9 protein-coding genes are annotated in these 12,691 nt (G+C 76.4%); 3 read left to right on the forward strand and 6 right to left on the reverse strand.

The window, feature by feature from the left end; all coding sequences use genetic code 11:
- Nucleotides 1-114 precede the first annotated feature (114 nt).
- The 3 genes from eccE to ACZ52J_RS37200 all read left to right on the forward strand — a co-directional run bounded on the left by eccE (nucleotide 115) and on the right by ACZ52J_RS37200 (nucleotide 4,691).
- Complete coding sequence (gene eccE, locus ACZ52J_RS37190; RefSeq protein ID WP_465625230.1) at nucleotides 115-1,521, forward strand: type VII secretion protein EccE; 1,407 nt, start codon at nucleotides 115-117, stop codon at nucleotides 1,519-1,521.
- Nucleotides 1,521-2,288: a hypothetical protein gene (locus ACZ52J_RS37195; RefSeq protein ID WP_360505282.1), complete on the forward strand. Its 768-nt coding sequence runs from the start codon at nucleotides 1,521-1,523 to the stop codon at nucleotides 2,286-2,288. The genes eccE and ACZ52J_RS37195 overlap by 1 nt, the downstream gene beginning before the upstream one ends.
- A gap of 144 nt (nucleotides 2,289-2,432) precedes the next feature.
- Nucleotides 2,433-4,691, forward strand: a complete 2,259-nt coding sequence (locus ACZ52J_RS37200; RefSeq protein WP_465625233.1) for a MinD/ParA family ATP-binding protein — start codon at nucleotides 2,433-2,435, stop codon at nucleotides 4,689-4,691.
- A gap of 90 nt (nucleotides 4,692-4,781) precedes the next feature.
- On the opposite strand, the gene ACZ52J_RS37205 is transcribed toward ACZ52J_RS37200, so the two are convergent.
- From ACZ52J_RS37205 to ACZ52J_RS37230, 6 genes are all read right to left on the reverse strand, one after another.
- Entirely contained in the window at nucleotides 4,782-5,726 is a 945-nt protein-coding gene (locus ACZ52J_RS37205; protein ID WP_360505286.1) for a bifunctional riboflavin kinase/FAD synthetase, read from the reverse strand.
- A 65-nt stretch (nucleotides 5,727-5,791) separates the two neighbouring features.
- A complete protein-coding gene (locus tag ACZ52J_RS37210) occupies nucleotides 5,792-9,445 on the reverse strand; it encodes a serine protease (RefSeq protein ID WP_465625235.1) in 3,654 nt (1,217 codons plus the stop codon).
- A gap of 238 nt (nucleotides 9,446-9,683) precedes the next feature.
- On the reverse strand, nucleotides 9,684-10,613 hold the full coding sequence (gene truB, locus ACZ52J_RS37215; protein WP_465625237.1) for a tRNA pseudouridine(55) synthase TruB: 930 nt from the start codon (nucleotides 10,611-10,613) through the stop codon (nucleotides 9,684-9,686).
- A gap of 57 nt (nucleotides 10,614-10,670) precedes the next feature.
- Complete coding sequence (locus ACZ52J_RS37220; RefSeq protein ID WP_465625239.1) at nucleotides 10,671-11,774, reverse strand: DHH family phosphoesterase; 1,104 nt, start codon at nucleotides 11,772-11,774, stop codon at nucleotides 10,671-10,673.
- 2 nt (nucleotides 11,775-11,776) lie between these two features.
- The gene (rbfA, locus tag ACZ52J_RS37225; protein WP_360505294.1) at nucleotides 11,777-12,220 is read right to left on the reverse strand and encodes a 30S ribosome-binding factor RbfA; all 444 of its coding nucleotides are present in this window, start codon (nucleotides 12,218-12,220) and stop codon (nucleotides 11,777-11,779) included.
- A gap of 153 nt (nucleotides 12,221-12,373) precedes the next feature.
- On the reverse strand, nucleotides 12,374-12,670 hold the full coding sequence (locus tag ACZ52J_RS37230; protein ID WP_360505296.1) for a DUF503 domain-containing protein: 297 nt from the start codon (nucleotides 12,668-12,670) through the stop codon (nucleotides 12,374-12,376).
- Nucleotides 12,671-12,691: the final 21 nt, after the last annotated feature.

Below are 12,691 nucleotides of genomic sequence, written 5' to 3' on the forward strand. Positions count from 1 at the left end.
GCGAACCGGTGCGAACCCTCTACGATGCGGCAGCAGACGGTGAGTACGGTACGGGTACGGTCCGCGAACCAGCCAGCCGGGCCGCGACAAAGGATCAGAGAGGGCCACCGGGGGATGCCAAGCCAGACCGCTCCAGGACGCCGGCGCAGCGCGGGCGGCGGGAGGTCGCGCCGGTCCGGCCGGCCGCAGCGCGGCGGCCGAGCCGCCGAGGCGGGGCCCGTCCAGTCACCGCCGAACGCGGGTGGCGGCGGTGCCGTCCAGGTCCGCGTCAATCCCCGACCCGGGCTGCTCGGCGGCCGGTTGAAGCTCCAGCAGCTCGTCCTGGTCGAGGTCGCGGTGGCACTGGTCGCGGTCGGCTGGACCATCAGCCGCCCGGTCGCGGCCGGCTTCGGCGCGGTCGCGCTGGTGCTGCTCGTCCTCGCCGCCATCCCGGTGCGCGGCCGTACCATCCCCGAGCTGCTCCGGGTGCGCTCCGCCCTCAAGTCCCGCCGCAAGCAGGCCCGTACGCTGCTGCCGCCGGCCGGCACCGACCCGGCACTGGCGCCGGCGCTGGAGCTCGAACCGGGGCTGCGCACCTGCACCCACGCCACCGAGGCCGAGTTCGGCGGCCGCCCGGTGCGCCGCGAGACCGGAATGGTCGGCGACGGCACCTTCCTCAGCTCGGTCCTGCTCGTCCAGGCCAAGGACCAGCCGCTGCGCCCGGTGCGCACCGCGCTGCCGCTGCCGCTGGACGTGATCTGCTCGGCCCTCACGGTGGACGACATCACCCTGGAGTCGGTGCAGCTGGTCCAGCACACCCAGCCCGCCCCGGCCCCGCACCTGCCCGAGCAGTCCCTGGCCGCCCGCGCCTACCGCGAGCTGCCGGACGGCACCTCCACCCCCGGGCTGCGGCTGACCTGGATCGCCCTCAAGCTCGACCCGGAACGCGCGGCGACCGCCGTCCGGGCCCGCGGCGGCGGCGAGGATGGCGCCCGCAAGGCGCTGCAGCGGGTGACCGACCAGCTGGCCGGCCGGCTCAACAGCGCCGGCTTCAACGCGACCGTGCTGGACGAGCGCGAGCTGATCGCCGCCCTGTCCATCTCCGCCTGCGCCAACCCGATCGCGGTAGCCGGCCGCCAGGGCACCGGCAGCGGCGGCGGCACCAACCGCCGCACCCAGGAGGGCAACCGGTTCTGGCGGATCGACGACCGCTGGCACACCACCTACTGGATCTCCCGCTGGCCGCAGCTCAGCCGCCCCGGCGGCGCCCCCGGCCGGATCGCCGCACCGGACCTGGTCAACCTGATGACCGGATCCCCGGCCCTGGCCAGCACCTTCAGCCTGACCGCCGGACACGGCACCGGCGACTCGGTGACCGTCAGCGGGCACCTGCGGGTGACCGGGCGCAGCGAGAGCGAGGTCGGCCAGGTCGGCCGCCAGGTGGAGACCCGGGCGCAGAGCGCCGGCCTCGGCCTCGTCCGGCTCGACCTGGAGCAGGCCCCCGGCATGCTCGCCACCCTGCCGCTGGGAGGAGCGTCCTGATGGCGTACCAGAGCTATCCCGCCGTCGGCCCGCAGCCCGGCGCCGAGCAGCGCCGGACCCGGCCGCGGATCCTGCCCGGCTTCGGGCTGCGCGGCCCGCGCCGGGAGAAGCACGTGCTCGAACCCGCCGACCTCGCCGCGCTGGCCTTCCCGGTCGGCGACGACGGCGTGGTCATCGGCGTCGACCCGCAGGGACTGCCCGCGGTGCTCGGCCTCTTCCGCCCCAGCGCGTACGACCTGGTGCTGGTCGGCGGCATGTGGACGGCGCAGGTCATCGCGCTGCGGGCGGCCGCGATCGGCGCCCGGGTCGCGGTGGAGACCGCCCGCGGGCAGCTGTGGGGCCCGATGGCGCAGGCCGCCGGCGGCGGGCAGCCGTGCGTGACGATCCACCAGGTCGGCAGGCTCGGCCCGCAGGGCGCCTCGGTGGCCTCGCCGGTGCTGGTGGTGCGCGACCTCGGCGCCCGTCCGCCGCGCAGCCGGCTCTCCGCCGCGCCCTGGCAGACCACCCTGACGCTGCTGCCGTACCTGGGCCCGAACGCCGCCCGGGTGCTCAACGCGGCCGACCTGGTCGGCGTGCAGCGGATCTCCCCGCAGGAGGCGGAACTGACCGGCCGGGTGCTGTCGCTCCCGCCGGAGGACGTGGCCACGCTGCCCACCCTCGGCGACGACCTCACCCTGTGGGCGACCCGGATGCGGCGCCAGTACGTACGGGCCGTGGCCGGACAGGCCGAGCAGCAGGTGCTCGGCGGCCCGCGCCGGATGGACTGACCGGACGGACTGAGCCGCGGCTCGCCGCACCCGGCGGGCCGCCGCGGAACCGAAGCCGCCTTCAACGGGGGTTGCCGTACGGCCTAGTCTTTGATGCGGCAACGGCACCGCTGAACAAGCGGCGGCGAACACGAGGGAGCCAGAGTGAGTAGCGATCGGGACGGCGTCTACGTCGGCGACAACGCGGCAGAGGACGACGACGACTGGTCGGACGCGCCTGACTACACTCCCCCGTCCTGGTACGTGCAGACGGAGGCCCCGGCGGCTCCGACGGCTCCCATGGCCGCGGCGGCCCCAACGGCCTCGGCGGCGGCACCGGTGAGCCCGGCCGCCGGTCCGGCCGACGCGCTCAAGTCCATGCCCGCGCCCGCTGCGGAGACGGCGTACCCGGCCGCCCCGGCTCCGGTGGCGGCGCAGGCTCCGGCGCAGGTCCAGGCTCCGGCCCCGTACCAGGCCCAGGATCCGACGGCCGCCCCGGTCCCGACTCCGACGGCCGAGGCCGCGCCGATCGCCGCGCCTGCCGCCGCCCCGGCGCCCGTGCAGGCCGAGGCCCAGCACGTCCCGTTCCCGACGGCCTCCCCCGCGCCTGTTCCCGCGCCCGTTCCCACCCCCGAGCAGCCGCAGCCCGCCGCCCCGGCCTGGCCGACGGCGGAGGCCCTGGCGCAGCCGCCCGCGCCCCAGCCGTACCCGGCGGCCCCGATGCCCCCCGCGACCGCGCAGCCGGGGCAGCCCGTCCCGCCGCAGTCGTACGCGCAGCCGCCCGCCCAGCCGGTCCCGCCGCAGAACCCCCAGAACCCCCAGAGCCCGCAGGACCAGCAGGCCGCCTGGGATCCGCAGGCCGCGTGGGCGGCCCAGCAGGCGGCGGCCCAGGCCCAGCCTGCCCCCGCCGCCCAGCAGCAGCCCGTCCCGGCCCCGCAGCCTGTTCCGGCCCCGCAGCCCGGCCCGGTGGACCCGCGCCAGGGTGGGTGGCCGCAGCCCGCCGCGTACCAGCAGCCGGGCCAGCCGCAGCCCGCGCAGCCCCAGCCCGGCCAGCCGCTCCCGGGCCAGCCCGTCCAGCCGCAGCAGGCGCAGCCGCCGGGCCCCGCGCAGCCGTGGCAGCAGCAGCCGCCGGCGTCGCAGCCCGCCGCGTTCCAGCAGTCCGCCGCCCCGCAGCAGACCGCGCACGGCGCGCCGCTCGGCTACACCGCCGCCGTCGAGCTGTCCTCGGACCGGCTGCTGCGCAGCCAGCCCAAGCAGCAGCGCCAGCAGCCGCGGTTCCAGTTCGGCGGCAAGGCCGCGGCGGCCGAGAAGGCCCGCCGGCTGGAGATCATCCGCACCCCGGTGATGAGCTGCTACCGGATCGCCGTGATCAGCCTCAAGGGCGGGGTCGGCAAGACGACGACCACCACCGCGCTCGGCGCGACCCTGGCCAGCGAGCGCCAGGACAAGGTGATCGCGATCGACGCCAACCCGGACGCCGGCACCCTGGGCCGCCGGGTCAAGCGCCAGACCGGCGCGACCATCCGCGACCTGGTGACGGCCATCCCGCACCTGCGCAGCTACATGGACATCCGTCAGTTCACCTCGCAGGACCTGAACTCGGGCCTGGAGATCCTGGCGAACGACGTCGACCCGGCGGTCTCCACCACCTTCAACGACTCGGACTACCGCCAGGTCATCGACGTGCTGGGCCGCCAGTACCCGATCATCCTGACCGACTCCGGCACCGGCCTGCTGTACAGCGCGATGCGCGGGGTGCTGGACCTGGCCGACCAGCTGATCATCGTCTCCACCCCCAGCGTGGACGGCGCCTCCAGCGCCTCGACCACCCTGGACTGGCTCTCCGCGCACGGCTACGCGGATCTGGTGCAGCGCAGCATCACGGTGGTCTCCGGGGTTCGCGAGACCAGCAAGATGATCAAGGTCGAGGACATCGTCGCGCACTTCCAGACCCGCTGCCGCGGCGTGGTCGTGGTGCCGTTCGACGAGAGCCTGGCGGCCGGCGCCGAGGTCAACCTCGACATGATGCGGCCCAAGGTCCGCGAGGCGTACTTCGAGCTGGCCACCCTGGTCGGCGAGGACATCATCCGGGCCCAGCAGGCCGCCGCCCAGCAGTCCACCTGGCAGCAGCCGCAGGCCCCGCAGCCGCAGCCCTACCAGGGCCAGGCCGCGCAGGCCCCGCCGCCCGCCCCCGGTGCGCCGTGGGCGCCGCAGCCCGGCCAGGCCCCGCCGCCCCCGCCCGGATACGGCTACCCGCAGCAGCAGCCCTGGCCGCCGCAGCAGGGCGCTCCACAGCCCAACCCGGGCTACGGCTACCCGTCCGCCCAGGGGCAGCCGCCGGTGCCCGCCCCGCCCGCCGAGCCGGACGGGTACCGGCCCCCGCCGCCGGGCTACGGCTACCCGCCGCAGGCACCCCAGCAGTGACGACACGGAAGGGCCCGCCGACACCAGTCGGCGGGCCCTTCCGGCGTCACCGGGGCTCAGGCGCCCCTGCCGAAGCTTCGCTCCGCTCGGTCAGATCCCGTCGGTCAGCTCGCGGGCGCGCTTGACGTCGTCGGCCATCCGGTCCAGCAGCGCCTCGATGGAGTCGAACTTCTCCATCCCGCGCAGGTAGGCCAGGAAGTCCACCGCGACGTGCAGCCCGTACAGGTCCAGGCCGACCCGGTCGATGGCGTACGCCTCGACGGTGCGGGCGGTGCCGTCGAAGGTCGGGTTGGTGCCGACCGAGATCGCGGCCGGCATCCGCTCGCCGTCCGCGGTCAGCCAGCCCGCGTACACGCCGTCGGCCGGGACCGCGCTGTGCGGGACGGTCTCGACGTTGGCGGTCGGGAAGCCCAGCTCGCGGCCGCGCTGCGCGCCGCGCACCACCTCGCCCTCGACCCGGTGCGGGCGGCCCAGCACCTCGTTGGCGCCCGCCATGTCCCCGGCCTCGACCAGCCGGCGGGTCAGGCTGGAGGAGAACGGCTGGCCGTCCCCGGCCGTGCCGCACACCTGCAGGTCGATCAGCTCGACCTCGTAGTCGTCCGCCCGGCCCAGCTCGGCGAGCAGCGCGACGTCCCCCGCGGCCTTGTGCCCGAAGCGGAAGTTGGGGCCCTCGATGACGACCCGCGCGTGCAGCGCGTCCACCAGGACCTGCCGGACGAAGGTCTCCGGGGACTCCTTCGAGAACTCGGTGGTGAACGGCAGCACCAGCACCGCGTCCACCCCGAGCTCCGCGATCAGCTCGGCCCGGCGCGGGTGCGGCGCGAGCAGCGGCGGGTGGCTGCCCGGGCGGATGACCTCACGCGGGTGCGGGTCGAAGGTCACCACGACCGAGGGCAGGCCGAGTTCGCGGGCGCGCTCGACCGCCCGTCCGATGATCAGCTGATGCCCGCGGTGCACCCCGTCGAACGAGCCGATGGTGACGACGCTGCGTCCCCAGTCACCGGGGATCTCCTCCAGGCCACGCCAGCGCTGCACCTGACCGCTCCTTGTTCCGTACGGCGCGTACCCTCTGTACGCTCAAACGCTCAAAACCCGAACCCCTATAGCGTGCCATGCGCCTGCCCCGGCTCAGGCACCGGAATACGGGTTGAGCGCACCGGCGGCCGTACGACCCGCTCCGGCGAGGTCCGCTCGGCCTCCGCGGCGGCGTACTGCGGGTCCCGTCCGGCCGCCGTCAGGGCCCGCATCCGGGCCAGCCGGGGGCCGTCCGGCGCGGTCGGGGCGGCGTCGCGCGGCCACCGGGCGAGCAGCCGGGCGAAGGCCGCGGAGCGTCCGGCGCAGCGCACCAGCAACTCGTCGGAACCCGGCAGCGCGGCGGCCGTCCGGGCCAGCACCGCGCGGGCCCGGGCCGGATTCTCGGCCGCGCAGTGCTCGGCCAGCCGCTCCACGACGGCGGCCAGCACCACCGGGTCGGCCTCGGTGGCGAGCAGGATGTCCAGCAGCTCGCAGCGCAGCGCGTCCGCCGCCGGGTCGGCCACCGGGACGGACAGCGCCTCGGCGAACGGCCGCCGCACCGCCGCCCTCCGGGCGGCCAGCGCGGTGCCGAGCAGCACCCGCAGCTGCAGCCGGTCGGCCGGGCCGACGGCCGCGGTGCGCGCCAGCCGGCGGCCGAGGTAGTCGACGGCGACCGGGCCGGCCAGCCCCGGGTGCGCGCGCAGCAGCCGGGCGGCCAGTTCGGCGCCCCGCCGGACGGCCACCGGGGCGGCGGCGTCGGCCAGCACCCGCAGCGTCTCGGCGGTGGCCGTGCCGGGCGCCGCCAGCCGGTCGGCGAGTGCGGCCAGGACGGGCTCCGGGTCGCTCTCCAGGGCCGGGGCGAGCGCCCTCGGGGTGAGGAAGGCGTCACCGCCCGCCCGGTGCAGGGCGAGCGCGGCCGGGAGGTGCTCGGCCCGGGTCGCCGGGTCGCCGACCAGCAGGGCCAGCGCCGCGCCGTGCAGGCCGGGCTCGTCCTCGCGGGCGAGCAGGGTCAGCGCGGTGAACCTCAGCAGTTCGGCCGCGGCCCCGGTCGCGTACGGGGCGGTCCGCAGCGCGTGCACGGCGGCCGCGACATGCCGCTCGGGCCGCCGGTCGTGGCTCCAGCGGTCCACCGCGCGGCAGAGCGCGGACGGCTCCTCGGCGGCGAGCACGGTGAGCAGCGCGTCGGCCCTCGGGTGCGCGGCGTCGGCCAGCGCGTCGGCCAACTCGTCCAGGGCGAGCCAGCGGTGGGCGTGCAGCAGGTCGTGCGCGAGGTCGGCGACGGTGCAGCCGGGGCGGCCCGGCAGGCCGCGCGGGTCGTCGAACCAGGCGCACAGCAGCGGGAACACCGCGACCGGATCGTTCCGCAGCCGCTCCGCCACCGCGCCGAGGAACCGCTGCCCGGGGCCGTCGGCCGCCACCAGCGTTCGCAGCAGGGCGAGTTCGGCCTCGAGCGGCAGGCCGAGGCCGGTCCAGAACGCCGGGCCGAAGCGGCCGAGCCCGGCGGCCGGGAGCGCCGCCGCCCCGACCGCCGCCCCACCCGGAGCCCCGCCCGCCGCAGCAGCCCGTTCGGCGATCCGGCCGGCCAACTGGTCGAGCAGCGCCCGGTGTTCGGCCCGGTCCGGGCTGGCGGCCAGGCCGGCGGTGAGCAGCCGCCCCGCCCACCAGGCGGGTTCACTGCCGGGCGGGCGCAGGTCCAGCGCGCGCCAGATCCGGTGCAGCCACGGGTCCAGGGCGGGCGCGCCCCAGGTCTCGGCCACCCGGCGCAGTGCGGCGACGACCGGGCCGATCCGGTGCCGGGGGACGGTGTTCGCCCCCGCGGCCCGGCCGGGCCCCACCGTTGCGTCGGCGGGCGTGGGGGGCGAGGCGGGCGTGGGGGGCGTGTCCTCGGCCTCGCCGAGCAGCAGCCGCAGCGCCGCGTCCAGGTCCAGGTGCAGGCCCTGCAACCAGTCGGCGAACTCCCCGTGCGCGAACCGGTATCCGGGCCCGGCGGGCACGAACAGGCCCTCGGCGAGCACCGCCGTGGCCCAGCCGCCGTCGACCGGGAACAGTTCCTCGAAGGCGGCCCGGCCGAGCCCGCCCGGCTCGCTGCCGAGCATCCGCCGGGCCGCCTCGTGGACCCGGCCCGCCACCGCCGCGGCGAGCCGGCGCACCCGCCCGTGGCGCGGTCCCACCGGTCGGGCAGCGCCCCGGCGGTGCGCGCCCGGGCGGCGAGGGCGGCCGTCCTCGGCCAGCCGTTGGGCCACCCGCAGGCAGCGCAGGTCCAGGAAGGCGCCGAACAGCTCGCCCCGGCGCACCGGCCCGTCATGCAACCCCTCGGCCCACAGCTCCCCGGCCAGCCGGACGGCCAGCGGGTGCCGGGCGTCCTCGGCGGCGGCCGGGCGGCCGGGCGGCAGCCCGTAGCGGCGGCGCACCCGCTCGGCGGCCTCGACCGGCAGCGGGCCGAGCCGGTGCCCGGCCAGGCTCGGCCCGCCCGGGCCGCCGCCGTCCATCCGCACGGTGGGGGCGCTGCTCAGGTCGCCGTCCGGGTGCGCCTCCTCCGCGCGGCCCGCGCCGAACGTGCCGCTCCCCCAGGTCTCGGCGGCCAGCCGCTCCCAGAGTTCCTCGCCGCAGGCGGTCAGCAGCCGCGCCCCGCAGCCGGTCAGCCACTGCCCGGCGCCGCGCAGCCAGCGCGCGTCCAGCCGCGCCGGGGCCTCCTCCGGGCCGTCCAGGACGACCAGCAGCGCCCGCCCGGCCGCCGCGCACAGCGCCGCCACCGGCTCGGGCGCGGGCGCCGGGGTGCCCAGTTCGGCCGCCGCCGCGGCCAGCGCCCGCTCCACCGGTTCGGCGAGCGAACGGTCCTCGGCGCGCAGGTCGGCGCCGCGCAGCCAGAGGGTGGGCAGCGGGTGGGCGCCGCCGGAGCGGCGGGCGGCCAGCGCGGCCAGTTCGGTGGAGCGCCCGCTGCCGGGGGCACCGACCAGCGCGGTGACGGTCGCGGCCGGCTCGTCCCCGGCCAGGCCGTCCGGCCGGTCCACCCGGTCCGCGGCCAGCCCGGCCACCCGCCCCGGTCCGGCGCCGGCGGCCGCGAGCTGGGCCGCGGTCAGCCGCAGCACCCCGGCCAGGTTGAGCGCCGGCCCGTACGCGGGCACGGCCGCCGCGTTGCGGGCCAGCAGCCCGGCCAAGGCCTCGGCGACCTCCACCCCACCGCCGGCCGCCACCGCCGGCAGCGCCCCGCCGTGCTGCGGGCCCCGGAGGGCGGGCGCGGCCAGCGCGACCACCGCCCCGCTGCGGGCGTCCAGCACCGGCGAGCCGGCCGGCACCACGACGCCGCCGACCACCGGCACGTCCAGCAGCAGCACCCCGCACAGCCGGTGCCCGCCGTACCCGGCGCCGGTGACCCCGAGCAGCCCGCAGCGCAGTGCGACCGCCCGGCCGTCCTCGCCCGCCAGCGCGGGTAGCAGCACCTCGTGCCCGCCCCCGAGGGCGGCCACCGGCAGCGGCGGCACCGGCAGCCCGCCGACCGCGTCGGTGCGCAGCAGCGCGAGCCCGTGCTCGGGCAGCAACAGGACGGCGTCCGGGCCGAGCACCCTGGTCTGTCCGCCGGGGGTGTGCAGGACGACCCGGTCCAGCCCGGCCACGCTCTCGTGCGCGGTGAGCACCCCGCCCTGCGGGTCGGCGACGAACCCTAAGCCGTGCAGCCGCCCGTTGAGGTCGCGGATCCGCAGCAGGTACCGCCCCGGATCGCCCTCCAGAAACCCCGGCATGAGTGCCCCTTCGCCCGTCGCTCGCCCACCGCCGGGAGCCTGCCCGCCGGGGCGGCGCCCCGACCGCGCCCACGCCGCTCACCACGGGCGTTCACCTCGCGCGCTCCCTCGTGCGGGTGACCTTTCCCGGTCGAGTGATGGGGCCCCCGGAAAGCGGAGATCCCCCGTCGGGAGGACTCCCGACGGGGGATCTCGAGCGGCACTGCGGGCCGTCAGCCGACGGCGGCGCCAAGGGCGGTCAGCCGACGAACACCGCGACCGGCTTCGCCTGCCCGTCCTTCTCCTCGACCAGGGCGAGGAAGCGCCCGTCCGGCCCGAACACCGCGATCGGCCCGTCCACGCCCAGCCCGGGCGCCTTGAGGCGGGAGCCGTGCGACAGCTTCTGCGCCGAGGCCTCGTCCAGGTCCCAGCGCGGGAAGGCGGCCGCCGCGGCCTCCGCGATCGGCAGCACCTCCAGCCCCGTGGCGGAGTCGCCGGTGACGGTGGCCTCGAGCTGCTCCAGGGTGCGCGCCGACTCCACCCCGTACGGCCCGACCTTGGTGCGCCGCAGCGCGGTCAGGTGCCCGCCGACGCCCAGCCCGGCGCCCAGGTCCCGGGCCAGCGCCCGGATGTAGGTGCCGGAGGAGCACTCGACGGTCACGTCCAGGTCGATCACCGGTGTGCCGTCCTCGGCGACCGCCGGGCGCTGCTCGTGCACGGTGAAGGAGTGGATCGTGGTCGGCCGGGCCGCGAGTTCGAAGTCCTCGCCCTCGCGCACCCGGGCGTACGAGCGCTTGCCGTCGATCTTGATCGCGCTGACCTTGGACGGCACCTGCATGATCTCGCCGGTGAGTGCCGCGATCCCGGCGTCGATCGCCTCCCGGGTGACGGCGTCGGCCGGGGTCGAGGCGGTGACCTCGCCCTCCCGGTCGTCGGTGACAGTGGTCTGGCCGAGCCGGACGGTCGCCTCGTACGTCTTGGCGGTGAGCATCAGGTGGCCGAGCAGCCGGGTGGCCCGCTCGACACCGATCACCAGTACGCCGGTGGCCATCGGGTCCAGCGTGCCGGCGTGCCCGACCTTCCGGGTCCCGGCCAGCCACCGCATCTTGGCGACGACCCCGTGGGAGGTGATGCCCTCGGGCTTGTCGACGATCACCAGGCCGTCCGGGCCGGTGCCTTTGCGCTTCATCGGGTTCTTTCTCTCAAAGCGTCGGACCTGAAAGCGTCGGAAAACGTCAGGAGATGATCAACGTACCGGCCGCAGCGCGTCCCGGAACCGCTCGACCACGCCGGCCACGTCCTCCCGGACGCTGAATCCGGCCGCGTAGACATGCCCCCCGCCGCCCAGTTCGGCGCAGGCCGCGGCAACGTCCACCGCCCCCTTGGAGCGCGAGGAACCGCGTAGCGTGCCGTCCGGGTCCTGCTTGAGCACCAGCGCCACCTCGGCCTCGGCCGGGCGGCGCAGGATGTCGATCAGCCCCTCGATCTCCTCGACCGTGACGCTGAACAGCGCCAGGTCCTGGTACGGCACCCAGGTCCACACCAGGCCGAGGCCGCCGGCCGCCTCCGGCTCGTAGACGGCCCGGTCGAGCGCGCCCGCGAGCACCTTGAGGTAGCCGAAGGAGGAGGTGTCCCACAACTGCCGGGAGATCAGGTCGTGCCGGATGCCGGTGGCCAGCAGCCGGCCGGCGAATTCGTGGGTGGCGGGCGTGGTGGCCCGGTACCTGAACGAGCCGGTGTCGGTGGCGACGCCGGTGTAGAGGCAGGTGGCCAGGTCCCGGTCGAGTTCGACGCCGAGCCGGCGCAGCAGTTCGTCGACCAGCACGGCGGTGGCCGGCGCGGCCGGGTCGATCAGCTGGTGGGTGCCGAAGCCCGGGTTGGAGGCGTGGTGGTCGAACACCACCAGGACGGGCGCGGCGAAGGCCTTGTCGTGCAGCAGGCCGAGCCGGCTCTCCGCGGCCACGTCGAAGCAGAGCACCAGCTCGGGCACGTCCGGCACCTCGGCGGCCGGCACGATCAGCTCCTGGCCGGGCAGGAAGGACAGCGACTCGGGCACGATCTGCGGGTCGTCACCGAAGGAGACCCGCACCTGCTTGCCGAGCGCGCGCAGCGCCAGCGCGGCCGCCAGCGAGGAACCCAGCGCGTCGCCGTCCGGGCAGATGTGGCAGATCAGGTCGATCGAACGGGCTCGCCCGATCTCCGCCACCACCTGCTGCCAGAGCAGCTCGAACCCGCTCTCCTCGGCGCGCGGCCCCGGAAGCGCCGCGAGGGCACCCTCCACCGTGCTGGTGGAAGACGCCCCCGTGGTCGTTCCGGCTCGCGAGGCGGCCTGCGCCGGCTCACCCGCCATGACTACTCGTCCTCGTCGTCACGCTCGGACGCCGGAACCCGGTACGGGTCCGCGTCGCCGGCGAAGCTCGCCCCGGCGGCCTGCGTGCGCACCGCGGCGTCGGAGCTCCGGGCCCGGTCGAGCAGGTCGTCGATGTTCCGGGCGTTCTCCGGCAGCGCGTCCGCGACGAAGGTCAGCGACGGGGTGAAACGCACCCCGGTCTGCTTGCCGACCTCGGAGCGGAGCACGCCCTTGGCGCTCTCCAGCGCGGCCGCGCTGGCCTGGCGCTCGGTCTCGTCACCGTAGACGGTGTAGAAGACGGTGGCCTCGCGCAGGTCGCCGGTCACCCGGGTGTCGGTGATGGTCACGAACCCCAGTCGGGGGTCCTTGATCCGCCGTTCCAGGGTCTGGGCGACGACCACCTGGATGCGGTCGGCGAGCTTGCGCGCCCTTGCGGTGTCGGTCACGTTGCCTCCTCGTGCAGTGGGCCCGGTACCCGGGCGAGCTGCGCACCCGTCGGGGCCCACGCCCCAAAGTACCGGCCCGCGCCCGGCCTTGCGGGCGCTCTCGGTCCTGATCTGTGTGAGAACGGCGACTTCCGCCGACCGGCTCCACAGCTCTCATTCATCGTCGTCGTTGTGGTACCTCCTCCTCGCGGAGAGGAGTTGTACCTCGGGGCGGCCGGCGACCAACCGCTCACAGCTGTCCAGGATCTCGGTGATGTACCCGGCATCGCCGGACACCACCGCGAGGCCGATCTCGGCCCGGCGGTGCAGATCCTGGTTCCCGGTCTCGGCAGCGCACACGCTGTACTTGCGCTGCAGTTCGGCCACGATGGGCCGCACGATCGAACGCTTCTCCTTGAGCGAGTGGACGTCGCCCAGCAGCAGGTCGAAGGTGAGTGTTCCCACGAACATGTATGACAGGTCTCGCCGACC

The organism is Kitasatospora sp. NPDC034035, assembly GCF_055575755.1.